General features: G+C 40.8%; 19 protein-coding genes. 16 read left to right on the top strand and 3 right to left on the bottom strand.

Features of this window, described 5'->3' with window-relative positions; translation table 11 throughout:
- Positions 1 to 57 precede the first annotated feature (57 nt).
- Positions 58 to 645 (bottom strand): Crp/Fnr family transcriptional regulator, encoded by a 588-nt coding sequence (locus tag AC0MXB_RS12175; protein WP_474039957.1) that lies wholly within the window; start codon positions 643 to 645, stop codon positions 58 to 60.
- A 336-nt stretch (positions 646 to 981) separates the two neighbouring features.
- On the opposite strand from AC0MXB_RS12175, the gene AC0MXB_RS12170 reads away from it, so the two are divergent.
- On the top strand, positions 982 to 1401 hold the full coding sequence (locus AC0MXB_RS12170; RefSeq protein WP_474039956.1) for a hypothetical protein: 420 nt from the start codon (positions 982 to 984) through the stop codon (positions 1399 to 1401).
- Between the two features lie 293 nt (positions 1402 to 1694).
- Here the strand turns inward: AC0MXB_RS12170 and AC0MXB_RS12165 are convergent, their stop codons facing one another.
- The gene (locus tag AC0MXB_RS12165) at positions 1695 to 2066 is read right to left on the bottom strand and encodes an ArsR/SmtB family transcription factor (protein ID WP_474039955.1); all 372 of its coding nucleotides are present in this window, start codon (positions 2064 to 2066) and stop codon (positions 1695 to 1697) included.
- Positions 2067 to 2258: 192 nt separating this feature from the next.
- Between AC0MXB_RS12165 and AC0MXB_RS12160 the strand changes: the two genes are divergently transcribed.
- From AC0MXB_RS12160 to AC0MXB_RS12110, 11 genes are all read left to right on the top strand, one after another.
- Positions 2259 to 2480 carry a cation transporter gene (locus AC0MXB_RS12160; RefSeq protein WP_474039954.1) on the top strand — a complete coding sequence of 74 codons (222 nt, stop codon included), beginning with the start codon at positions 2259 to 2261 and terminating at the stop codon, positions 2478 to 2480.
- Positions 2481 to 2493: 13 nt separating this feature from the next.
- Positions 2494 to 4362 carry a heavy metal translocating P-type ATPase gene (locus AC0MXB_RS12155; RefSeq protein WP_474039953.1) on the top strand — a complete coding sequence of 623 codons (1869 nt, stop codon included), beginning with the start codon at positions 2494 to 2496 and terminating at the stop codon, positions 4360 to 4362.
- A gap of 279 nt (positions 4363 to 4641) precedes the next feature.
- Positions 4642 to 6315 carry a sensor histidine kinase gene (locus AC0MXB_RS12150; RefSeq protein WP_474039952.1) on the top strand — a complete coding sequence of 558 codons (1674 nt, stop codon included), beginning with the start codon at positions 4642 to 4644 and terminating at the stop codon, positions 6313 to 6315.
- Positions 6316 to 6340: 25 nt separating this feature from the next.
- The gene (locus AC0MXB_RS12145) at positions 6341 to 7795 is read left to right on the top strand and encodes a DEAD/DEAH box helicase (protein WP_474039951.1); all 1455 of its coding nucleotides are present in this window, start codon (positions 6341 to 6343) and stop codon (positions 7793 to 7795) included.
- Positions 7796 to 7856: 61 nt separating this feature from the next.
- Positions 7857 to 9014 carry a CCA tRNA nucleotidyltransferase gene (locus AC0MXB_RS12140; protein WP_474039950.1) on the top strand — a complete coding sequence of 386 codons (1158 nt, stop codon included), beginning with the start codon at positions 7857 to 7859 and terminating at the stop codon, positions 9012 to 9014.
- Between the two features lie 13 nt (positions 9015 to 9027).
- Positions 9028 to 9687, top strand: a complete 660-nt coding sequence (locus AC0MXB_RS12135; protein WP_474039949.1) for a hypothetical protein — start codon at positions 9028 to 9030, stop codon at positions 9685 to 9687.
- Positions 9688 to 9807: 120 nt separating this feature from the next.
- Positions 9808 to 11844 carry a PAS domain-containing sensor histidine kinase gene (locus AC0MXB_RS12130; RefSeq protein WP_474039948.1) on the top strand — a complete coding sequence of 679 codons (2037 nt, stop codon included), beginning with the start codon at positions 9808 to 9810 and terminating at the stop codon, positions 11842 to 11844.
- 183 nt (positions 11845 to 12027) lie between these two features.
- Positions 12028 to 12399: a hypothetical protein gene (locus AC0MXB_RS12125; protein ID WP_474039947.1), complete on the top strand. Its 372-nt coding sequence runs from the start codon at positions 12028 to 12030 to the stop codon at positions 12397 to 12399.
- Positions 12400 to 12646: 247 nt separating this feature from the next.
- Positions 12647 to 15415 carry a beta strand repeat-containing protein gene (locus AC0MXB_RS12120; RefSeq protein WP_474039946.1) on the top strand — a complete coding sequence of 923 codons (2769 nt, stop codon included), beginning with the start codon at positions 12647 to 12649 and terminating at the stop codon, positions 15413 to 15415.
- Positions 15416 to 15885: 470 nt separating this feature from the next.
- Entirely contained in the window at positions 15886 to 18354 is a 2469-nt protein-coding gene (locus tag AC0MXB_RS12115) for an HD domain-containing phosphohydrolase (protein WP_474039945.1), read from the top strand.
- Positions 18326 to 19159, top strand: a complete 834-nt coding sequence (locus AC0MXB_RS12110; protein ID WP_474039944.1) for a nitroreductase family protein — start codon at positions 18326 to 18328, stop codon at positions 19157 to 19159. Before AC0MXB_RS12115 ends, AC0MXB_RS12110 begins: the two co-directional genes overlap by 29 nt.
- 130 nt (positions 19160 to 19289) lie before the next feature.
- On the opposite strand, the gene AC0MXB_RS12105 is transcribed toward AC0MXB_RS12110, so the two are convergent.
- Complete coding sequence (locus tag AC0MXB_RS12105; protein ID WP_474039943.1) at positions 19290 to 20054, bottom strand: GntR family transcriptional regulator; 765 nt, start codon at positions 20052 to 20054, stop codon at positions 19290 to 19292.
- 598 nt (positions 20055 to 20652) lie between these two features.
- On the opposite strand from AC0MXB_RS12105, the gene AC0MXB_RS12100 reads away from it, so the two are divergent.
- The 4 genes from AC0MXB_RS12100 (at position 20653) to ilvA (ending at position 24767) form a co-directional block, all read left to right on the top strand.
- Complete coding sequence (locus AC0MXB_RS12100; protein WP_474039942.1) at positions 20653 to 22050, top strand: amino acid permease; 1398 nt, start codon at positions 20653 to 20655, stop codon at positions 22048 to 22050.
- 256 nt (positions 22051 to 22306) lie between these two features.
- Positions 22307 to 22993, top strand: a complete 687-nt coding sequence (locus AC0MXB_RS12095) for a helix-turn-helix transcriptional regulator (protein WP_474039941.1) — start codon at positions 22307 to 22309, stop codon at positions 22991 to 22993.
- 166 nt (positions 22994 to 23159) lie between these two features.
- Entirely contained in the window at positions 23160 to 23546 is a 387-nt protein-coding gene (locus AC0MXB_RS12090; RefSeq protein WP_474039940.1) for a RidA family protein, read from the top strand.
- Positions 23547 to 23558: 12 nt separating this feature from the next.
- Positions 23559 to 24767: a threonine ammonia-lyase gene (gene ilvA, locus AC0MXB_RS12085; RefSeq protein ID WP_474039939.1), complete on the top strand. Its 1209-nt coding sequence runs from the start codon at positions 23559 to 23561 to the stop codon at positions 24765 to 24767.
- The last annotated feature ends 24 nt before the right edge of the window (positions 24768 to 24791 follow it).

Genomic DNA, 24791 nt, shown 5'->3' with positions numbered 1-24791 from the left:
TTTGTATAATTTTATTTACACTATACAAAAAAGTGCTGTTACTTGCATTAACATAGGTTAACGATTCTTAATTCTGCTAAGTGAAACTGGTGAAATTCCTACATAGGATGCAATATATGTTTGTTTAATCCGTTTATCAAGGCAGGGAAAGTCCCGTAAAAAATCATAATAGCGCGCCTCGGCATCATCTAGCATGAGTTGCCGAATCCGGCGTTCTTCAATGGAATGCACTCGCTCAATTTCTTTGCTAAACACGGTTTGCCAGCAAGCATGTGTTAGTCGCTGCTTTTCGTGCTGTTCAATAGATAAGACATTTGCATCCTCTAAAGCCTCAAAATAGTAATCCGATTCTTTTTGAACAAATTCATTATCAATCAACGAGCGACTATTTGCCGTCATAAAATCATTTTCCATAAAAAAATGTTTCGTGTACTCAGCGCCGTTTTGACCAATATGATAGCAACGAAAGACTCCAGAAAGAACAAAACCAAGCCAAGGCGTTTTTTCCCCCGCCCGAATAAAATATTGGTTCTTTTTTAGCGCAACTGGCTGGGCAATGGCCCCAAATTTTAATAGCTCATCTTCAGGAACAGCAGCATATTTGACTAAAGCTTTAGCGAGTTGATCCTTGTACATTTCATTCACAATATGCATCCCCGATCGGTAAAATTGATTGCAGTATATTTAGCTTAATTTTTGCATTTTGTTACATTTTACTAGACTCTATTGACAGTTGTTTGGGTTTGGTGTAAAGTTATTGATAACATTATAACATTTTATTACTAGATACATAGGGGTATCAATGAACCCGTCTACGGTTCATTGATACCCCTATGTGTTTTATGGATAGACTCTTAAATGAATGGTACCGTATTGGTCAATTGCTTAATTTAAGTTTGGCGTAGCTTCATGATTAAGAGAACACGTTTTCGTTCGTTTATTAGAACTGACGAAAACGTGTTCAAAATGAGGAGGAATATAATGATTATTGACATGGAATCCTTTGAGGATAAGTATCATAGTGCGAAAATGTATCATTATCGGGCAAACCAGTTTTTGGAGAAAAAAAGTTCAGCCAGTGTGGTCTTCAATATTGCTTCGATGGCGCTCGAAAACTATCTGATTGCTTTATGCGAACTATATGGTGTCGCCCCAGGTAATCACAATTTTGAGTGCCTTATGGATGCGGTCGAGACAGTGGTGACAATATCGCCAGAAATGGAAAAAGAAATACGATCACTAGATTTGCTTTATGGAATTTGTTCATTGGAAAATTTTCATATCGGGATTCCAGAAGAACAGGATGCCAATCGGGTGCTGATGATGTGTCGTTACGTGGAAACGGTGTTTGATTCTGAGCGCGTTGATCTAGTGCGTAGTGGGGTATTGTCAAAAGCATAAAGTGTGAGCAGATAATATGCGAGTTTATTATTTGCAGCATATACCATTCGAAACAGCTGATGAATACGCTTTGGCCTCTGTATTTGCAAGGTATCAAGAGTTAGACAGAAAACAGGCGATATAAGTTTGCAACATAAAGATAAGGCATGTACTTCCTCATAATTTTATCATAGCTGAGAAGTGATTAGTCTTTTGGTCTACAGTCTGAAAGCTGCATCAACGTGAGTTGGTGCAGCTTTTATTGGTTGAGTTTCATTTCTGCGGAGAGTAAGTGCGGTTTAAATACGATAAGCCTAACACGTATGATTATTGTTCTTCTCAATAATATGTTCAAATGCTTTTTCAAAAATATCTCTGACGTGATTATCATCTAGCATATAAAATACGTTTTTCCCTTCACGGTGAGAGCGAACTAATTTTGCTTCGCGGAGGAGTCTGAGTTGATGAGAAATTGCTGATTTTGTCATGTTGAGTAATGCTGCTAAATCGCAAACACACATTTCATTTTGATCTAATGCCCAAAGGATATGGCTTCTTGTTTTGTCACCCATAATTTTAAATAAGGTAGATACTTCGTTTAATATTGGCTCATTAGGCATTTTGGCGCGGACCCGATCAACCACTTCAACATGGATAATTTCACAGTCGGTATCTTTGTGTTCCATATAACATCACCTTCTTTTAGGCATTATTTTATTTGTATTATAGTTGTCTAAAAAAGTTTTGTCAAAATACAAGAAATACTTGACGGTTGAGTATTTGTTCAACTATACTAAGAATAACAGTTGAATGTTTATTCAACTGTTATAAAAAATAAAAGGTTGAACGAACATTCAACTGAATAGGGGGATTTAATCATGAAAAAAACATTTAAACTAATCGGTCTTGATTGTGCCAATTGCGCTGCCAAAATTGAAAATGCTATTAGTAATTTATCAGATGTAACATCTGTTTCAGTAAACTTTATGACAATGAAAATGAATATAGAATCTGAACGGGAAAATATGGACTATGTAGTTGAAGCAGCAAAAAGAGTTATTCATAATATTGAACCAGATGTTAAAGTCGAAAAGGCTTAGTGAGGTGAAGGCGATGAACAACAAAAAGCGGCTTGTTAGAGTGCTTGGCGGTGCCGTGGTCTATGCTGTTTCTTTCTTTGGTGAGTGGGACAATATAGCACTTAATCTTGCTATGTTTCTGCTGGCATATCTCATTATTGGCGGCGATGTAGTTTTAAAGGCCTTAAAAAATATAAAGCGCGGGGATATTTTTGATGAAAACTTTTTAATGTTTATTGCCACTGTAGGCGCTTTTGCCATCGGCGATTTTGAGGAAGCTGTAGGAGTTATGCTGTTTTATCAGGTGGGCGAGTTGTTCCAGAGCTATGCAGTCAATCAATCAAGAAAGTCGATAGCTGGCCTGATGGATATTCGTCCAGACTATGCAAACCTGCGTCGTGGCGAGGAAATTGTCAGAGTTGATCCTGATGAAGTGCTAGTTGGTGATGCCATCATAATCAAGCCAGGCGAGAAAATACCGCTGGATTCGATAGTAGTTGAAGGAAACTCAATGGTTGATACGTCTTCCCTAACCGGCGAATCGATTCCCAGAGAAGTTACTGTGGGCTCTGAGCTGCTGAGTGGCTGTATTAATGTTAATGGGGTGCTTACGGCACGGGTTACGAAAGAATTTGGTGATTCTACCGTTAACAAGATTCTCGATTTGGTGGAAAATGCTAGCAGTAAGAAATCAAATTCAGAGAATTTTATTACAAAATTTGCAAGGTATTATACGCCTAGCGTAGTTGTTTTAGCAATTTTGTTGGCTCTTATTCCTCCGTTGCTTTACAGTGATGAGGCGTTTACAAAATGGTTTGTCCGAGCGCTTACTTTTCTAGTTATTTCTTGCCCCTGCGCTTTAGTCATTTCTATTCCACTTAGTTTCTTTGGGGGGATTGGCGGAGCATCTAAGCTAGGTATTCTGGTAAAAGGAAGCAATTATCTAGAAGCTTTGGCGCAGACAGAGATTGTTGTTTTTGATAAAACAGGAACCTTAACAAAAGGTGTCTTTAATGTTCAGGAAGTTCAATCGAAAGTAATGAGTCGAGAAGAGCTGTTGGAAGTAACCGCCTATGCGGAAAATTACTCTAACCATCCGATCTCTCTTTCGCTGAAGCGAGCTTATGGTAAAGCAATTGATCATTCTGTAATCGCTGATGTCAAAGAGATTCCAGGCCAGGGAGTTCAAGCCCGCGTACGAGGCCAAGAAGTTTTAGCTGGTAATGATAAGCTGATGAAAAAAATGCAGATTAACTATTTCCAAGGAGAAATGATCGGCACAGTCGTTCACGTTGCCGTTGATGGGAAATATATGGGTTATATCGTAATTGCCGATGAAATTAAAAATGATGCAGCAGAAGCGATTCAAGCTTTAAAAGCTGCCAAGGTTAAGCAAACCGTGATGTTGACAGGCGACTCAAAATCAATTGGCGAGCATGTTGCGAAAAAACTAGGACTTGATAAGGTCTACACAGAACTGTTACCAGTTGATAAGGTAACAAAATTAGAGGAAGTATTTGCACAGAAATCAGAAAAGGGAAAGTTGGTTTTTGTGGGGGATGGGGTAAATGATGCTCCGGTTCTAGCCAGAGCCGATATTGGTATTGCCATGGGGGGAGTGGGGTCTGATGCAGCGATTGAGGCTGCTGATGTAGTCATTATGACCGATGAACCTTCAAAAATTGCCACAGCCATAAAAGTATCAAAGAAAACTCTGTCTATCGTGAAGCAAAATATTGTTTTCGCCCTTAGTGTGAAAGGGATTGTTCTAGTACTGGGAGCCATAGGCTTAGCCAGTATGTGGACTGCCGTTTTTGCCGATGTGGGAGTTTCGGTTATTGCCATTCTTAATGCCATTCGGGTACTAAATATCAGGAGTTTATCACAAAATCATGCTATATAAAACATGAAAAGTTAAGCACCATGCGAAGCCGCATGGTGCTTTTGGGCGCAATTTATTTGCTCATTATAGAAGCGTATTAAGGTGTTTCAGAGGATCCCAGATTATCAGCGAATATGATACGATTAATATGTCTCTACTTACCGAAAATATGACGGCCTTGTATTACTTAAGCAGGTTTTTTTCTTATTTCTTAGAAATAAGTAGAACAGCTAGATGAATTTACCACTCAGCCGAAGTATTGCGTGCTTTTATTTAGGTGGAGGAAGGAAAAGTCTTGTTGTGTTAATTCAAACCTATTATCCTATTGAAAATATAAAATTCTATTTACTCGTTATTGTGCTACTAGAAGCTATGGCAGTGTATACTTGGCAATTTCGCAAACTTCCGGGGGCCATGATGGCGTCTATTTCACAGGGATGCAAAGTTGTTTGGCTCTTGGGAATCATATTTTATAGTACTAGTGCGAATCTTGAAGATAAGCTGTTTTGGGTTATTACTTTGAAACTGGCAGGTGTTTTGTTAGCTTGTTGTTGGCCTATCTTTGTCTGGCAGATCAGTAATCAGAAGAAAGAGGTAGATACTGTTACCAAGTTTTGTGGCGGCAGTTTTCTTTGCATTGTGCTGTTGCTACTATCAAATTGGCAGGAGCTGATTTGGCAAAAAGCTTGGCTGGAAGGGCAGGCAGTTGTACTTGGTTGGGGCGTAGGACATATGGTTTTGATGGGATATGCTTTCATGCTGGGGATTTTTGCCACGATCCTTTCGGTGCGTTGGATAGCTACTTCCGTTGGCTTACGGCGACGGCAGGCTTTATGGTATTCTCTTGCGGTAGTATTTTCTTGGTGCAGCTTTATTTTATGGCGCCTTGAGGTGAAAGCAGATATTATTCTGCCTCTTGGTTTTTTACTTAATGGTGCTGTAGTAACTTGGATTTATTATCGCCTACACTTGTATAATAGTTTGCCTATGGCGCAAGCTGTTGCGATGGAACATGTTGTGGAGGGAATTTTCTTTGTTGATAAAGAGGATTATATTGTCGATATTAATGCGAGTGCCAAGCAGATGCTGCGTGATCTTCAAATAACGATCGGTACGGATTTTAAAGAACTTGCCGTTACTTGGCCGCCTTTGGCCGAGGTTGACAGCAAAGCCGGTATATACATGTTGGAAGCGCAACGACAGCAGTCGCAGAAGTGTTCCTTTTATCAATTAACGAAAATTCCTTTACAAACTTTGGGGAAGAAGTCCTTTGGCCGTATTATTTTAGTGAAGGATATTACCAGACAGAAACAGGATCAGGCTCAACTGATTGAGCAGCAAAAAGCATTCGCTATTGTGGCGGAACGCAATCGACTCGGACGGGAATTTCACGATGGATCAGGGCAGATATGGAGTTATTTGTTACTTGAGCTGGAATCTCTTAGTTTATTCATGGAAAATAGGCAGATTGAAAATGCGAAAAAACTAGTTGAGAAGCTTAAAGAAACACTCCATGTTGCGCATGATGATGTACGGGAATCTATAGTCAGTCTAAACAGTGGTAAAGCAGAGAACAATGATTTTATGGCAACGCTGCAAAAGTATTTTCATTGGTACGAACAGGCCTATGGTATTACCCTTGTTCTCAATTTACCGGACAAGCCGCTGTCTAATTTTATTAGTAAGAATGTAGAAGTCCAGTTGATGCGGATTATTCAAGAGGCTTTGACTAATATCCGAAAACACGCCAAAGCGAGTCAGGTACAAATATGTATGCAGATTGAGGCGGGGAATTTTGTCGTAATTATTAGTGATAATGGCTGTGGGTTTGAACCTGTGGCGAACTGTTCGATTGTTCATCGGGGCTTGCATATTATGAAGGAACGGGCGGAAGAGGTAGGCGGACAGCTTACCATCGACAGTGTTTTATCGCAAGGCACCAAAGTTCAAATTATATTTAAGGCGAAGGGATAATTCGGAAAATGAGGTTTATCGTGTAATGGATGATCAATATATGGCAAGTTGTGTTTTTAGTAAAGAAATAGCAAAGGCTTTAAATATGTTGGGGTATCAGACCCTTACTATGGTTCAGGAAAAGGTAATACCTTTAGTTTTAGCGCAACAAGATATCATCGTGAGATCCCAAACGGGGAGTGGTAAGACAGCGGCTTTTGCCATTCCGGTTTGTGAAAAACTTGAAATAGAGCAGAAAAATCCCCAAGTACTAGTTCTTACGCCGACTAGAGAATTGGCGGTACAATTAAAGCAGGAGATTTCCAATATCGGGAGATTTAGAGGCGTGAGATGTGCTGCCGTTTTTGGCAGACAAGCTATGGAAATGCAAAGACGAGAATTAAGGCAAAGAGTCCATGTTATTGTCGGTACGCCAGGGAGAACCTTAGATCATATTGAAAGAAAGCATATGAATTTGGCAGAAGTACGGTATCTAATTATTGATGAAGCAGATAAAATGCTCGATATGGGGTTTATCGAACAGGTGGAAGCGATTATCAAAGTATTACCTGCCAATAGGCTCACGCTGGTGTTTTCTGCTACAATGTCAGATCGGATTCAGGAAATTTGCCAGCAATATATGAAAGATCCGATCACAATAGAAGTTGCTTCAACAAGTCCGAGTGTGGAAAATATTCGGCAAGTTTATTATGAAGTAGAAGAAGCGGACAAGTTACAGTTGATTTCTGAAATCACCTACATGGAAAGACCTGCTAGTTGCATCCTTTTCTGTAATACCAGAGACAAAGTAGAAGCTGTTATTCAGCATATGAAGCAGGCGGGGTACTCTTGTCAAAGCTTGCACGGAGGAATGGAACAAAAGGATCGGCTCAAAGCTATTCAGAATTTTAAACGGGGAGAATTCCAATTTCTTGTTGCGACAGATGTGGCAGCAAGGGGAATTCATGTCGACGATATATCGCTAGTAATCAATTATGATATGCCCTTCGATACGGAAAGCTATGTTCATCGAATTGGCAGGACAGGACGAGCGGGCAAGACAGGGGCGGCTATTACTTTTGTAACTAATAATGAATATAAGCTTTTACACGAACTAGAGGAGTATATTCATTATAAGATTCCGCAGCAAGAAATCCCGACAGCCGAGAAAGTAGCAGAGGGAAAAGTGATTTTTCATAAGTGTGAGAAAAGGGAACCTGTACTAAAAATTGATAAGAGCGAAAAACTAAATCGACACATTACTAGAATTCGCATCAATGCAGGCAAGAAGACGAAGCTAAGGCCAGGCGATATATTGGGAGCCATTACCGCCATTGATGGTATTAGCGGAAGCGATATTGGTATTATCGATATTCAAGATACTTGTTCTTATGTAGAGATTCTTGGGGATAAGGGGGAGCTTGTCTTGAAGGCGCTTTTGGTAACCAAGATAAAAGGCAAGTTACATAAGATCAAGGAAGTTGGATTTTCAAAGTGGTAATGGTTTTTAAAAAGAGTGTGTAAAGTCGGAAGAGATGAAATGTAGAGAGGAAACGTAAAGTATGAGCGCCAATGGGTTAACAGAAAGAGAGTTTGCCGAGATTGTTGCAAAAAATGGTGGACGTGTTTTTAGAGTGGGTGGTTCAGTTCGCGATCAGTTTATGGGAAGGCCGTCGAAGGATATTGACTATAGTGTTGTTGGCATGGTGAGGAAGAACTTTCAAATGTTGTTTCCCGAAGCGGAAGATATTGGCAAGGCTTTTCCCGTGTTTCACTTAGTGATCGGCGGTGTAAAACGTGAAGTTGCTTTTGCACGCACCGAGCAGAAAGTAGGCAGCGGCTACAAAGGTTTTAAAATATCAGCGAAGCCCAAGATTACGATTGAAGAAGATCTCTTTAGACGTGATACTACGGTAAATTCTATGGCCTTGGATATTTTAACAGGAGAAATTATCGATCCTTTCCAGGGGAGAAAGGACATAGACGCCAAGGTTCTTAGAGCGACAGGACAGCATTTTTCTGATGATCCAATGCGCGCTTTGCGATTGGCCGCACAATCTGCCCGTTTGGGTTTCGCCATCGACGGTGATACACTTTTGTTTGCCAGAGCGGCGCAAGCAGAGCTTGCTCATGAGCCTGTAGAGCGGGTGGTTCATGAATTGAAAGTCGTTTTGGCGGAAGCGCCGGAGCCAGGTCAATTTTTTCGGGTTCTGGCAAAAACTGATTTATTGCAGAGCATATTTAATGAGGTCGCAGCTTTGTCTTCTGGCGAATTTGAAAAAATAATGGCTATGCTAGATTCTGTAGCAAAAGCTACACAAAATTCAAAGGTGAGGTTTGCAACGCTAGGCTTAGTGCTAGATAAAGAGCGTTTAGAAGTATGGAATGATAGAATGACACTGCCTGGCGGCTGGCTGGAGGCGGCCGTTACGGTCAGCCAGATGATTGGCATTTTAAAACATCCCACGCCAGAGAAGATCGTAGATACCATTAATAAATTAAGGCGTGGTTCTCTTACCATCGAAGAGTTTGATCTTATTACTAGATCAGCAAAGTTACAGATTCCTCAATTAGAACCACTAAAATCTGTAATGGTCTTACCTAAAGGTGTAGTTGCTCCTGCGACTTTACAAGGGAAAGAAATTGGTGCATGGTGGCGAGAGCAGTATGTGGCGGTAATCGCTAAACAATTACATTCAGGTGATTCATGTACACTTTAAGGAGATGCGATATATGGCTCTAGTCTATTTTCCTAGCTGTAAATTTACTGCCGGATATCCGGAAACTGCAAAACAGGTAGCGGAATATATTCGTAATCGCTATGATATGGCCATAACTGGGTGCTGTCGAGGCAATCTGCAATTATTAACAAAAGAAGATACTGCAGTATGTATATGTAATACTTGTTCTGCCTTTTGTGATGAATCTTCCAAAGCACGTAAAGTGGTTTCAATTTGGGAACTGATTGCACAAGATGCACAATTCTCTTTTCCTAACTATCATGGCGAAGCGATAACGCTACAAGATTGTTGGCGTGCTTATGACAAACGGTCCGAGCAAGAGGCTGTTCGTGAGCTTATGGGTAAAATGAATATTCAGATCGTGGAACTTCCAGAAAACTATGATGAAACTCGTTTTTGTGGCACTAGTATTTTGCAGATACCGCCTACTTACTATAACGAGTTTGCTCCTAAGCGGTTTGGTGAGAATCTTCCCCCAAAACTCTTTCAACCGTACACTGATGAAGCAAAGATTGCGAGTATGAAAAGCCACTTTAACGCTATTACGACAGAGAAGGTGGCCTGTTACTGCGTAGCTTGCGCCAATGGAATCAATCTTGGCGGGAAAAAGTCAGTCCATGTAATGAAACTTTTATTTTCTACCATAAGATAAATTCCCAAAAAGTGGAGAACCATGAGTGATACATGGTTCTTTTTTTTTATGTTTTATAGGACTTAGATAAGCAAGAGTAGAATTTATACAATGAATTCAAATCATGAGGAGTGAGCGGCAGTGGAATTAGATCTGAGGTCCATAAAAATCAATGAATTGATTGCTTGTAAAGATTTAGATTTTTGGATCATGTTTGATTTAGTTCCTATACCGATTTTTGTAAAAGATTATAGTGGAACTTATCTGGGCTGTAATAAAGCATATGAAAAATTTATGGGTTTAAGTAAAGAAGCTATTATTGGAAAATCGGCCTACGATCTAGTTCCCAAGGAATATGCTGATTTATATCAATTTAAAGACGAAGAACTCTTTGAAAAAGAAGAAGTGCAAGTCTATGAGAATTCTTTCATTGTTGCTGGAAAGGTTCGGCATGTTGTGTTTCATAAAATGCTATATCGAGATATGTTTGGTGTAGTGCAGGGATTAGTTGGCGCTGTGATTGATGTGACTGAGAAAAAAGAAGCAGAAGAAGCTTTAAAAATTAGCGAAGAAAAAAATAAAGTGCTTGTTCAAACGATACCAGACATTATGTTGGTAGTAACGCCTGAACTCACTATAGTTGAGTTTAAACAAGCTTCAGAGTTTAGCCATATTGGCGATAAAACCATTCTTGGCAAGCGGATAGGAGATGTTTTGCCGGCGCCAGTAGCCAGTGTTTTTAAAGAAAATGTTGAACTTTCCTTTCAGCAAAAGAAAGTCCGGCCTTTTGAATATCAAATTAAATATGAAGATGGTATCAAATATCGCGATGCACGTGCGGTGGTTATTTCCGGAGAACAGGCGCTTATTATGATTCGTGATATTACGGAACAGAAGTTAGCTCAAGAAGAAATTCTTAAATTGTCACAGGCCGTAGAAGAAAGTCCTGGGTCCATTATTATTATCGATAAAGCAGAAACGATTATTTATGTAAATGCAGAGTACAGCAGAATATCTGGTTACTCTAAAGCGGAAATTGTAGGACAAAATATTAGTTTTTTTAGATCAGAAGCGCACCCTGAAAGTTTCTATGAAGAAATTAAAGAAACTGTAACTAACGGGCATCAGTGGCAAGGAGAAATCTGCAATAAAAGAAAAAACGGAGATTTATATTGGGTCTTAGTATCCATATCACCGGTGAAAAACGCTGATGGTGAAATTGGTTACTATTTAAGTATGGAGCTTGATTTAACGGAATATAAAGTTATGGAAGATTCCTTATATAGACATAATGAAGAATTAGCGGCGGCTTACAAAGCGTTAGAAAGTACACATCTGCAAATGGTTCAACAGGAAAAGTTAGCAAGTATTGGCCAGTTGGCTGCTGGCGTTGGTCATGAAATTAATAATCCCGTTGGGTTTGTTTCTAGCAATTTTGATACATTGCAGAAGTATTTTTCTGGGATTACAGAAGTTATGTATAAGTATAAAGAATTAAAATTAATGCAGGGGATGGAAAATTACCCCGGGGTATCCGACTTTATCACCCAAATAAATCAGTTGGAAAAGCGAAAGAAAGTAGACTTTGTCTTGGAAGATATTCCGACTCTATTTAAAGAGTGTGAAGAAGGACTGCAGAGAATTCAAGACATTGCTAAGGCGTTGAAGTTGTTTGTACGCAGTGACAGGCAGAATGAATTTGACGCTTATGATTTAAACGAAGGCATCAAAAATACTCTGATCATCGCGAAGAATGAAGTGAAATATGTTGCTGAAGTAGAGACTGATTTACGAGAAATTCCTGCATTTTCTGCATCCTCAGGGCAAATCAATCAAGTTTTACTGAATATTATTGTAAATGCCGCTCATGCCATTGCAGCAAAGCAGAACGAGGGGATGGGAAAAATCAAAATCGCGACACATCATGACGAAAGCTTCGCTTATTGTATTATTAAAGATAGTGGAATTGGTATGAGTAAAGACGTGAAAGAGAAAATTTTTAACGCTTTTTTCACGACGAAACCACTCGGTAAGGGAACGGGTTTAGGTCTTAGTATTTCCTATGATATTATTGTGAATAAACATGAAGGAACGCTGAATGTGGAAAGTCAGGAAGGCGTAGGAACAACCTTTATCATTAAATTGCCCTTAAAGGAAGGTTTGCAGAAAAGCGTATAGAAAGACTGGATGTTTTTACTAATGACGAATTGTTTTGATTTTATTGACATTTTATAGTATTGGTTTTAAGATATCTTTAAGTGATAAGCTAAATAAATTTAAACGAAATAAATTAACCATGATGGCTCTTGCAATGATAATTTATTGTAACTGCCATCATGGTTTTTGGTTAAAGGAAGGTATATGAGAGAAAACACATTTGTAGACTTTGGGCAAATAGCAAAGAAAAAGTTTGAATCCACGTGCGATGATTTTAAGGAGGATCCTAATAGTTCTTATGTTGACTTGGCTTTTGAAGAGTTATTGGAACCGGATGAGCGAGTGAATATTCATTTAGATAAAATAGAAAAAATGATTGAGAAAGCTGCACTTTCTCTTGAATCTATAAATACCTCATGTGCTATTATTTGTGATAATCACGAATGTGTAAAAAAAGAAGAGTGTTTTCGTTATGCTATATTCTCATACTTGATGCAAAAAGGAATTTATGAGTATATCTATCCATTATTAAGACATCAGATTTGCACTTGTTTTCACACAGCAAATAAAGGCTGAAACTAAATGGAGTAAATCTTTATTTCGATTAACTTCGGGTATGTTTTTCAGTGAGTAGTTAATATGGTTTTTGTGAAATCTTAGTGTAATGAACACATCATAATAAAGCGAGTGTTTATGGACTGGCCGAAGCGGGTAATGCCTGGAATGAAATGGTGCTATAGCCTAATATCAATAACAAAAAGAGCAACTATTATGGGGAGCTCCCCTTAATAGTTGCTCTTTTCTCACATAAGGTGGTACATATTTGGCAAAAGTGATTATACAAAACACCGTTGGCTTGTTGTTTACATATTATATGGTGCAAGTATTTTTTGAAAGGCAGTTGATAAATATCATGCATAATAAACATCATGATTCATGGTGTGATTCCGCTGATTCGTGTGACTGCTGTAATTTGCATAATCAGTTGTCGTGCCATATATGTCCATCCGCATGCTGTGTTGGAGTTACCGGAGCTACTGGAGCTACTGGAGCTACTGGAGCTACTGGAGCCACTGGAGCTACTGGAGCCACTGGAACTACCGGAGCTACTGGAACTACCGGAGCTACTGGAGCTACTGGAAATACCGGAGCTACTGGTCCCGGCGGTGGTCTGCCAGGTCCAACAGGTCCAACAGGCCCCACAGGAGCAACAGGCCCCACAGGAGCAACTGGGCCAACGGGAGATCCGGGAGCCACGGGTCCAACCGGTTCGACTGGGTCAACAGGTCCAACAGGAGCCACGGGTCCAACAGGAGCGACCGGACCAACAGGCGATACCGGAGATACGGGAGCGACAGGTCCAACCGGTTCGACTGGGTCAACAGGTCCGACTGGTGCCACAGGCCCAACTGGTGCGACCGGACCAACCGGCGATACAGGTGACACAGGAGCGACAGGTCCAACCGGTTCGACAGGAGCCACCGGACCGACTGGTGCAACGGGGCCAACTGGTGCCACAGGACCAACGGGAGATACAGGGGATACGGGCCCAACAGGTTCGACCGGAGCGACCGGACCGACCGGTGCCACAGGCCCAACTGGTGCCACAGGACCAACAGGGGATACAGGAGATACGGGAGCCACAGGCCCAACAGGTTCGACAGGAGCCACCGGACCGACAGGAGCAACTGGCCCCACGGGAGCGACCGGACCAACCGGCGATACAGGAGACACAGGAGCCACAGGTCCAACCGGTTCCACAGGAGCCACCGGCCCTACCGGTGCAACTGGCCCCACGGGAGCGACCGGACCAACCGGAGATACAGGGGACACAGGAGGAACAGGTCCAACCGGTTCGACTGGGGCCACAGGTCCGACAGGTGCAACAGGCCCAACAGGTGCAACAGGACCAACAGGAGATACAGGGGATACTGGAGCAACTGGCCCAACGGGTTCGACTGGGGCAACGGGACCGACAGGAGCCACGGGACCAACGGGGGCCACAGGACCGACAGGCGATACAGGGGATACTGGAGCTACTGGCCCCACAGGTTCGACCGGAGCAACAGGTCCAACAGGAGCCACGGGACCAACGGGAGCGACAGGCCCAACCGGAGATACAGGAGATACGGGAGCGACAGGTCCAACCGGTTCGACTGGGTCAACAGGTCCGACAGGAGCCACGGGGCCAACAGGAGCGACAGGCCCAACCGGAGATACCGGAGATACGGGAGCGACAGGTCCAACCGGTTCGACTGGGTCAACAGGTCCGACAGGAGCCACGGGGCCAACAGGAGCGACAGGCCCAACCGGAGATACAGGAGATACGGGAGCGACAGGTCCAACCGGTTCGACTGGGTCAACAGGTCCGACAGGAGCCACAGGCCCAACTGGTGCGACCGGACCAACCGGAGATACAGGGGATACTGGAGCTACTGGCCCAACGGGTTCGACTGGGTCAACAGGTCCGACAGGAGCGACTGGGCCAACTGGCGCAACAGGACCAACCGGAGATACAGGTGACACAGGAGCTACAGGCCCCACAGGTTCGACTGGGGCCACAGGTCCGACAGGAGCAACAGGCCCAACTGGTGCCACTGGCCCAACAGGAGATACAGGAGATACAGGCGGAACAGGCCCAACCGGTTCGACAGGAGCCACCGGCCCTACCGGTGCAACTGGGCAAACAGGAGCAACAGGAGCGACGGGCCCAACAGGTTCCACCGGAGCAACCGGACCCACTGGAGCCATTGGACCTACAGGAGCTACTGGACCAACAGGAGATACGGGAGACACGGGAGCCACAGGCCCAACGGGTCCGACAGGGGCCGCAGGACCGACAGGAGCCACTGGGCCAACGGGAGCCACAGGACCAACGGGAGATACAGGCGATACAGGAGCTACCGGAGCAACAGGTTCCACCGGAGCCACTGGAGCAACAGGTGCGACAGGCCCAACGGGAGCGACCGGTCCAACGGGAGATATAGGAGACACCGGTGCTACCGGCCCAACTGGTTCAACAGGAGCCACGGGTTCAACGGGAGCCACAGGAGCAACGGGAGCAACAGGGCCAACAGGTCCAACCGGACCTACCGGAGCAACAGGTTCCACCGGAGCAACAGGTTCCACCGGAGCCACGGGTCCAACTGGTGCCACAGGGCCAACAGGTGCAACAGGAGCAACTGGTGTCACCGGGCCGGGCGGAAGCACAATTTATTTAGGTACTGATCAATCACTTAGTAATAATGATTTTTTGGGATTAGGTACTTCATCGTCAAGCTTTGTCAGAAATAGTCTGGTTATACCGCAGACTACAACGCTGGCGGGGTTAACTTTTAATATTCGCAATAATGCTTTAGCTGCAGGTGTTTCAGCGACAGCTACTATATTTCTTAGTTCAGATGGCGGCGCTACTTTTTCGGCAACTAGTATTGTGGCTACAATAACTGGGCCTAACCCCCCTAATTTTTCCGCATCGGTAGCTTCAAGTCTCGTTGTCAACCAGGGTAATCTAATTTCAGTACAGATTAATACTGGCGGTGGAGCATTTGCATCGGGCGTAGCAGCGACAATTTTGTTCTCTATTCCATAACTCGATATGAGATATGGTGCAAGGTTCAGTCGGGGCGTTCAGGATGGACTATTGATTTGTGAGCTTGGTGTGTCGAGAGTATTTAAATAATAAATAGGAATAATCCCAGTTTTAAGTTTCTTTAGAACTGGGATTATTGTTTGTGTATTAGAAAATTGCCAATTTATAGCATCACTTCTAAAGGTTGGATACATTTACGTTCAGAATCTATTTTGATATAATGATGGCAGTTCTTAGTGATTCGCGTAGCTTTGCTTATGGTTTTTGGAAAATCCATTTTGCATATACAGAAAAGTCACTACGAATTTTTTTGTATTTAACTTTATTTTAGAATCGACCAAAACAAAAAAAGTTTGCGATCTGTGATTTTTATTGAAAATCTTGTTTATGGGCTGGTTCTATTCAGTAACGACTTTATTCTTACTTTAAGCGCCATTTAGTAAGTAATAATCTGCTGGGGGAAAGAGTCCATGAAATTTATCAGTATTAATCATAAAATGCTTGCTATTTCAATTATTGGCTGCTTACTTGTTAGTATTTTGACTGCAGGGATAATGCGCTTTATTGTGCAGGATTATGTGAAAGATATGGAGTCGCAGCACATAGATGTTACTTATAAGAATCTTGAATTAATTTTGAATCATGAGGAATCAGATCTAAAGCGAACCAATTTAGACTGGGCTCAATGGGATGATACCTATGCTTATCTAGACGGTAAAGGCGTAGCAGAGTATGAAAAAGCGAATTTACAGGCAGAGACAATGCAGCACTTACATTTGAATTTTATGATTTTCATTGATGCACAGGGGAAAATTAGAAAGAATCTTAATAGAAACATGACAGCTGAATTAGAAGATTTAATCATAAGTAAAATTCTTTTTCAGAGAAATGTTTTGTTTATTCCTGTAAATAATTCTGATGTGCGTTCAGGCATCTTGAGCGCAGGCGGACAAATTTTTCTAGTTTCCTTTTCGCCAATTACTACAACAGATGAGAAAAGCTTAAGTAATGGAATGTTAATTGTCGGGCGAGTGCTCGACAATGCACTTTTTTATTATATTAATTCAGTTAGTCAAGCGAAAATAGAAATGTATGATTATACGGGAAAATATAAAGAGAAAGACCACATTGATCGAGATGAGGATTTTATTACTGCTTATCGGCAGATAACAGATCTTTTAGGAAAGCCGGATATTTTAGTAAAAGTCATTATGCCGCGGTATGACTATCATTTAGGAAAGCATTACATATTAATCTTCACCGCTATTGTATTTGCATTGGTAAGTTTGGTCTTTTTAGTTTTGATTTTGGTGATACATAAGTATTTTTTGAAAAGATTAAATCAAATTCACCAATTTATTGATGGGGTGACAAAGAAACAAGAATATAAGTCGCGCTTAGCTATTTCTGGAAAAGATGAAATTGCTAAAATTGCTTGGGCGATCAATCATATGTTGGCTGAAATTGCAGTGGCAAATGCGATGAAAAATAAAATAAATGAAAGGATTCGATCAATTTTTGAGGCAACAAATGAAGGATATTTTGAATATAATTTGCAGACTAAAGAGTACTATATAAGTCCGAAATGGAGTCACTTTATTTGTGCAAATGAACACAATATGGGAGATCCCCTTGGGCAATACATGAAGTCGGTTCATCCTGCTTTTAAGCAAACTGTGAAGCGGTTATTTGTAAAATTAATTCGTAGAAAGCAAAACTATGCTGAGGCTTTATATAAACTTATTAATGCTGAAAAAAGGGAGTTTTGGGTACTTCATAAAAGTCGGGTAATAGAGCGAGACCGAAATGGACAGGCTATTCGAATTGTCAGTATGTTTTTTGATGTGACAAAAAGAATGGAATACGAAGAAAAGATACTTCATTTAAGTTACTATGATAAATTGACAAATCTTCGTAATCGAGCTTATATCGAGGAAAAGTTTGATGCGATTAAAACTAATAATAGGTTAAAATATCATATTATTATGGGTGACGTAAATGGCTTGAAGCTTGTCAATGATACCTTTGGTCATCAAGCAGGAGATCAATTGATTCAACAGATTGCAGCGCTTTTAGTAAGTGTATGTAATCATGATGATAGTATAGCTAGATGGGGTGGCGACGAATTTATTATCTTGATTTGCAATAAAGATGATTTTTATGTAGATGCGATCATTGCTAAATTTCAAGCGGAATGCTCATTAATAAGAAATTTCGGTTTTAAAATTACGATGGCTTTAGGCTATGCATCCAGTCAAGAGCTAGATGATGTAGAAGCTGTCATGAATTTAGCAGAAGAAAGAATGTATCGTAATAAATTACTGGAAGAAAAAAGTGTGCGTAATGCGACGATTGTATCGCTAGAACAAACTCTCTATGAGAAAAATGCAGAAACGGAAGCTCATACACGGAGAATTAAAGAATTAGCAACTCAATTAGGGAAAAAATTAAATTTATCGCAGAATCAATTAAATGAGTTGGAATTACTGAGCTTACTTCATGATATTGGGAAAATAGGAATCCCAGAGAATATTTTGTTAAAACCAGGACCGTTGACCGAGGACGAATGGAAAATTATGAAACAGCACACTGAAATCGGTTATCGGATTGCTATGGCCACGCCTGGTTTGTCCCATGTTGCTAAAGAAATACTATGTCATCATGAAAGATTCGATGGAACGGGCTATCCCCAAGGCGTTAAGGGAGAAGAGATTCCTATTTTATCACGAATCATTAGCATAGTTGATTCGTTTGATGTTATTATTCATAAACGCAATTATAAAGAAGCGCATTCCATTGAATATGCAATAAAAGAATTGGAGCGTTGCGCTGGTACTCAATTCGATCTAAAGTTAGTCAAACTATTTATAGCGATGATAGAGGAAGAACGATTTAAGGCGAAAGAAGGGGATGATAAGCTTGGAACTAATCAAAGTTGATCTGGAAAAATGCGTGAGATGTGGCATGTGCAGGGAGATCTGTCCGCGGCGTGTCATCGAAATGAATCCACAATGGCCTGAAGCAGTTCACCCTGAATACTGTATGAACTGTGGTCAGTGTGTCGCTATTTGCCCCACGGTAGCACTTGAACATGCCACGAAGCCGCTATCCGGCCAGATTTCGTTACAGGAGCTTCCGGTAATTAATAGGGAAACGGCCTATCAATTTCTTAGGTCAAGACGTTCCATCCGCAGTTATAAACAAGAACCGATACCCAGAGATCTCTTACTAAACCTTATGGATATTGCCAGGTTTGCACCAACAGCAAGTAATTCTCAAGGGGTTTCTTATATTGTCATTGAAGATAAGGAAACACTGCAACAAATTAGTGCTCTTACCATTGACTGGATGGAAGAACGGATTCAGCAGGACTATGAAGGAGCGAAACGTTTCCAGGGTTATGTGAGGAGCTACCGTGATACCGGGATAGATGTTATCTTGCGAGAAGCGCCCTGTCTTATCATTGCAGTCGCTGATCAGGGTTTCGCAAATGGACGAGACAATACGCACTTCTCCTTTGCTTATACGGAATTATATGCACCCACTCTTGGGTTGGGAAGCTGTTATGCCGGATTAGTTGAACTATGTGCACTATCAGGCTATCCTGCCTTGTTAAGGTTGCTAAATTTGCCCGAAAGTAAAACATTCACTGGGGCCATTATGGTCGGATATCCTAAATATCGCTATGCTCGACTCGTAGATCGAAATCCGCTGGACATCCGTTTTGTTTCACAAAAATCTTAAGGGAAGCAAGGCTGATAGGGAGATCGAACTTATCCATACAATACGCGCTTATTGAATAGATTTTTTAGTAAAATTAGGCCTCACAGCAATTTGCGGTGAGGCCTAACTTTTTGTCTGTATAGCCAAGGCTTTAAGAGATAAAGCCATTGATGAACCGATAAGATAAACTACCAAATTCGCCAAAATCTATTCCGAGGAGAGCGGACTCTTCGGTTACTAATAAAGCTGTGCTAAGAACAGAAAATGCTTTTTTCAAGTAAGTTTGTTTCGGCTTAGGCGGTGGGGAAATAAAAGCAGAAATCACTTCTTTTAAATTTCCGGGGCCAATAGCGACGATGCTATCGCCTGCATTTAAGATCAAATCAGGATCAGGCGAAGTCGTGGCGATATTGTTTTGTACAATAGCTACAATAGTTCCTTTGGTGTGTTTCCAAAAATTTAAATCTTGAATTGTCTTGCCAATGACAGGGGAGCGAAACGGAATCGTGACTTCAACTGGATTTAACAGATCTGAGTATTTCATGTACTTCAAGTACGTTGCTATTTGATCTAAGGTATCTTTTAATTCCTGATCAATCAGTTGTTTTTTCTTGAAAGTTGTATCAAGTTTTTGATACAACGAAACCGTGGACGTTTGGGTGTGATGTTGCTCAATGAAGGAAGAACAATTATCTGATGAGATAACAATAATTTCTTTACCACGCGACACATCTACGATTTTTTCTGTTTTTAATAGAATAATTGCCCGGCGAATTGTTTCAGGTGAAACGTTATATTGGCTAGACAGGATAGAACGCCCAGAGATTTTAGTTCCGATAGGATATTCGCCGGTCATGATCTTTTTAGCAATATCCAGAGCAATGACTTTATAGGTTGCTTCATTTGACCTTTTCATGATGTATCATCCTCTGCAAAAATAAAATTTTAAACAAACAACAATAAATTTAAAAGAGTTGTTTGTTTTACGGAGAAGTGTAGTATTGGAAATTCAAACTAACACGGAAAAGATTTATTAGTTTGCTAGTTCAATAGGATCGGAAAATTATCCTGCATTAAGGACTAGCATTTTTAATTTTTTCCTACATAGAGAGTTGACAAGGAACTGGATTATTAGGAAAAGTGGAGATTCCCCTTACTATTATCTCGTTAGGCGTGCTTGTTTTGGTTATCTTTACTTATTGGCATTGGTTGGGATTAGTTTAACAAAACCTTGTAAACATGGTGCGTTTAGTAAAATAAATCCTCTCAGCAATTTTGAGAGGATTTTTCTTATCTTCTATTGTAATTAAAGATAATAAAAAATTTTTATTATAGGAAGAGGTATTTTATCATACTAATAGAATAATTTTAAATATAAAAGATATTCTGAAAATAGTTTACAGAGTAACACATAAAAAAGCTGTTTTTAAGCGATATTTCGCGATACTACCATATCGCAAATATAAAAGCCTAAAGGGAATTTTAGGTTAACTAATTGTATGGGAGGAAAAGCAATGGAAGAAAAAGAGCTAACCAGGGGGCTAAAGGCGCGCCACATTGAATTAATCGCACTAGGGGGAACAATCGGAGTCGGTTTGTTCATGGGGTCTGCTAGCACGATTAAATGGGCCGGTCCATCAGTACTATTGGCCTATGCATTAGCTGGTCTTGCTATGTTTGTGGTTATGCGGATCATGGGAGAAATGCTGTACTTAGAACCTGTTACCGGATCCTTTGCGACGTATGGTCATAAGTATATTGGTCCCTGGGCTGGCTATATTACGGCTTGGTGTTACTGGTTTCTCTGGGTTACAGTCGGGATGTCTGAGGTAACAGCTTTTGGTATTTATATGAATTATTGGTTTCCTGACTTGCCACAGTGGATACCTGCTTTAGTCGGTGTCGCTATTGTAGCTGGAGCAAATCTGGCGGCTGTTAAGTTTTATGGTGAGTTTGAATTTTGGTTTGCTATTATCAAAGTAGTAACGATTGTTGTTATGTTAGTCATTGGTTTTGGTATGATCTTCTTTGGCTTTGGCAATGCCGGGCAAGCAATTGGGATTAGTAATTTATTTGATAATGGTGGATTCTTCCCAGGTGGTTTGGAAGGATTTTTATTTGCTTTATGTTTAGTAACTGCAGCTTATCAGGGTGTAGAACTTGTTGGCATTACGGCTGGCGAAGCCGAAAATCCGCAAAAAACGTTACGAAGTGCCATAAAAAATATTATTTGGCGAATTTTAATTTTCTACGTAGGTGCAATTTTTGTTATTGTCTGCATCTATCCTTGGAATCAGATTGGAACAATCGGTAGTCCCTTTGTTGTTACCTTTGCTAAAATTGGTATTACAGCTGCCGCCGGTCTTATTAATTTTGTTGTACTCACAGCTGCTGCATCTGGCTGTAATAGTGGTATTTACAGTGCGAGCCGTATGTTATATGTCTTGGCGGAAAATGGCCAAGCGCCACAATTTTTGAAAAAGGTGTCGCCAAGCGGTGTACCTGCTAATAGTATCAAAATTACGATTGCTTGTTTATTACTTGGTGTATTGTTTAACTATGTTTATCCTAACTCTAAATTGTTTGTCTATATTTACAGTGCCAGTATTCTGCCAGGTATGGCTCCATGGATTGTTCTTTGTATCAGTCAGTTGAAGTTTAGAAAAAAATGGGCGAAAGAAATGGGGTCGCATCCTTTTAAATCGCCATTATTTCCTATCAGTAATTATGTGACTATTGCCTTCTTATGCTTAGTTCTTGTGGGCATGTGGATCAATAATGATACGCGAGGCGGCTTAATTGCTGGTCTGGTGTTCTGTACAATCATGACTGCTTTCTATTTTGGCCTGGGAATTGGCAAGCGCCAAGTTCCTGAACGAGGCGAAATCAAAGTACAAACTGTTGAAAAATAAGTAGCAATATACAGCGATTTCTTGATTTTGGCAGAGTTGCAGCTTTGATTTTAGTAAAACGGGGCTCGTGACTTGATTTTGCAGTTAGGCTGCAACTCTGCTTTCTTCTATTATAAGCATTTGTGAAAATATTTGTTTTTTTGCACAACACATTTTCGTTGCAAGGAGGGTTATTTCATCTTAGAATAGAATAATGTTCTCTTAGAATAGAATTCTATGAAATGAAATTCTAAAATGTGGTTAAATTGGAGCGAATATGATGCAATCAAATAAACAAATTGATATGTATATTCCATTGGTGAATTTTATAGCTGATATTATCGGTCCTCACTGTGAAGTGTTGCTTCACGATACGGGAGACGTACAAAATTCAGTAGTTGCCGTTCGCAATGGATATATAAGTGGTCGTTATTTGGGGTGTCCACTGACAGATTTTGGTCTGGAAATGCTGGAAAGCAAGGCGTATCTGAAGCAAAATGCTGTTGTGAATTATCTGAGTTGTACTGATAGTGGCGAAAAGCTACGCTCGTCTACCTATTTTTTAAAAGATATCAATGGCGCATTGATTGGTATGTTATGTGTCAATATTTTAATTTCTTCCGATCAACCCAGTGTAAAAGATATGACAGATCGTGTGATTAAAACGCTACTGGGAAATCAAGGCAGTGAGACGATGGTACAAGAGCACAACTTTGTTCACGAAAATGAAAAAATTGTAGAGTCGCTGCATTCTTCTATAGAAAATGTAGTAGAATCTGCTGTCGATAAAATTATTAATACTTATGATATTCCTATGGATCGGATGTCTATAGAAGAAAAAGTTACTATTGTGCAAAAATTGAATATGAATGGTATTTTTAAAATAAAAGGTGCTATTAGTAAAGTGGCTGGCAGGCTGCAAGTGTCGGAAAGCACGATTTATCGGTATTTGGCAGCAAAATAGTGTTAGAAGTCAAATCATGCTAGAAGTGCTTTGGTTCCGGCGTAGCGTATTTTTTTTATAAAATAGTAGTAAAAATTTTTTATTATAATAATTTTTTATTGGATAGAAGTTATAAGATGCTTTCATCTTATAAAATAAAATTACTTATGATTATAGGGAGGATAAAATGGAAGAAATTATTGCAACAGAAAAAGCACCACAGGCGATTGGCCCTTACTCACAAGCTAGACGGTTTGGCGATTTTTTGTTTACTTCAGGACAGATTGCGATTCAGCCTGAAACAGGTGAGGTTGTTAGTGGCGATGTTGAGGCGCAAGCAGTTCAGGTGCTAGAAAATCTAAAACAGGTACTGGCAGCCGCTGAAATGAACTTTGATGATGTGTTGAAAACGACTGTTTTTCTTACGAATATGAGCGATTTTGCTGCTGTGAATGCTGTGTATGGCCGCTATTTTAACGCAAAATTGCCAGCTCGTTCTTGTGTTGGTGTCGCTACTTTACCTAAAGGCGTCTTGGTTGAAATAGAATTAATAGCCGGAAGTCATAAAAAATAGGGAGAGGGTACAATGACTGTTTCATTAGAAGCGATTCAAAGGGCTAAGGAAACGCTGCAGGGAATTGCCGTACGGACTGAGTTAGCTTATACGAATACACTAAGTGATTTGATAGGCAATCGTGTTTATTTAAAAATGGAAAACCAACAGCGCACAGGTTCCTTTAAACTGAGAGGCGCTTATAATAAAATTGCAAATTTGAGCGCGGAAGAACGCAGCCATGGCATTATTGCCTCTTCGGCAGGAAATCATGCGCAAGGAACCGCCTTGGCCGGCACTCTTTTAGGGATTCCTTCAACGGTAGTTATGCCGAAAACAGCTCCTTTATCTAAGGTGAATGCTACACGGGGATATGGAGCCAAAGTGGTACTGGAAGGAACTGTTTATGATGAAGCTTTTGCGGCAGCGCAGCGTATTCAAGCGGAGAATCAGTTGACCTTTATTCATCCTTTTAATGATCCACAAGTAATTGCCGGTCAGGGAACGATTGGTTTGGAAATCTTAGAAGATATGCCTGACGTAGAAGCGATCGTTGTTCCTGTGGGGGGCGGCGGCTTAATTGCCGGGGTTGCTTCAGCCGTAAAACAAGTGAATCCGAAGATCAAAATTATTGGCGTGCAGACTCAAAATATGCCTTCTATGGTAGAATCAATCGCTCAAAAGAAAATTATTACTTATAATGGGAAGCCGACGATTGCTGATGGGATTGCTGTAAAAACGCCTGGTGATGTAACTTTTTCGCTTATCCAGCAGTATGTAGATGAACTTGTGACAGTGGATGAAGAAGAAATTGCCAGCACGATCTTGTTGCTGTTAGAACGTGTTAAAACGATTACGGAGGGAGCGGGAGCTGCTGCTGCCACTGCTGTAATTCATCGATTGAGCCACTATAAAGATCGTAAAATTGCTGCGATTGTGAGCGGCGGCAATATTGATGTAACGATGATGTCACGCATCATTAATAAAGGAATGGCAAAATCAGGTCGTAAGGTTGTCTTTAATATTATTATTCCTGATAAACCCGGGGAATTGTGGCAGTTGTTAAAATTGATTGCCGAAACAGGCGCTAATGTTTTAAATGTGACCCATCAAAGAGAAAATCGCCACGTGCCGTTAGGTCACGCGAATGTGGACTTAGAATTAGAAACAGCGGATCACGAGCAAATTCAGTTTATTGAACAACTGATGGAACAACATCAGTACTATGCAAAAATCGTATGATCCTTAGAGTGAAAATGGGGAGGC

It is taken from the genome of Pelorhabdus sp. sgz311001, assembly GCF_055901755.1.
The sequence above is the reverse complement of the archived record's forward strand: the minus strand, read 5'-3'. Positions and strand labels throughout refer to the sequence as shown.

Coding starts and splice junctions, on each gene's coding strand:
- AC0MXB_RS12170 (WP_474039956.1), top strand. CDS start 982: ATGATTATTGACATGGAATCCTTTGAGGATAAGTATCATAGTGCGAAA.
- AC0MXB_RS12165 (WP_474039955.1), bottom strand. CDS start 2,066: ATGGAACACAAAGATACCGACTGTGAAATTATCCATGTTGAAGTGGTT.
- AC0MXB_RS12160 (WP_474039954.1), top strand. CDS start 2,259: ATGAAAAAAACATTTAAACTAATCGGTCTTGATTGTGCCAATTGCGCT.
- AC0MXB_RS12155 (WP_474039953.1), top strand. CDS start 2,494: ATGAACAACAAAAAGCGGCTTGTTAGAGTGCTTGGCGGTGCCGTGGTC.
- AC0MXB_RS12145 (WP_474039951.1), top strand. CDS start 6,341: ATGGATGATCAATATATGGCAAGTTGTGTTTTTAGTAAAGAAATAGCA.
- AC0MXB_RS12140 (WP_474039950.1), top strand. CDS start 7,857: ATGAGCGCCAATGGGTTAACAGAAAGAGAGTTTGCCGAGATTGTTGCA.
- AC0MXB_RS12135 (WP_474039949.1), top strand. CDS start 9,028: ATGGCTCTAGTCTATTTTCCTAGCTGTAAATTTACTGCCGGATATCCG.
- AC0MXB_RS12125 (WP_474039947.1), top strand. CDS start 12,028: ATGAGAGAAAACACATTTGTAGACTTTGGGCAAATAGCAAAGAAAAAG.
- AC0MXB_RS12115 (WP_474039945.1), top strand. CDS start 15,886: ATGAAATTTATCAGTATTAATCATAAAATGCTTGCTATTTCAATTATT.
- AC0MXB_RS12110 (WP_474039944.1), top strand. CDS start 18,326: ATGATAAGCTTGGAACTAATCAAAGTTGATCTGGAAAAATGCGTGAGA.
- AC0MXB_RS12105 (WP_474039943.1), bottom strand. CDS start 20,054: ATGAAAAGGTCAAATGAAGCAACCTATAAAGTCATTGCTCTGGATATT.
- AC0MXB_RS12100 (WP_474039942.1), top strand. CDS start 20,653: ATGGAAGAAAAAGAGCTAACCAGGGGGCTAAAGGCGCGCCACATTGAA.
- AC0MXB_RS12095 (WP_474039941.1), top strand. CDS start 22,307: ATGATGCAATCAAATAAACAAATTGATATGTATATTCCATTGGTGAAT.
- AC0MXB_RS12090 (WP_474039940.1), top strand. CDS start 23,160: ATGGAAGAAATTATTGCAACAGAAAAAGCACCACAGGCGATTGGCCCT.
- ilvA (WP_474039939.1), top strand. CDS start 23,559: ATGACTGTTTCATTAGAAGCGATTCAAAGGGCTAAGGAAACGCTGCAG.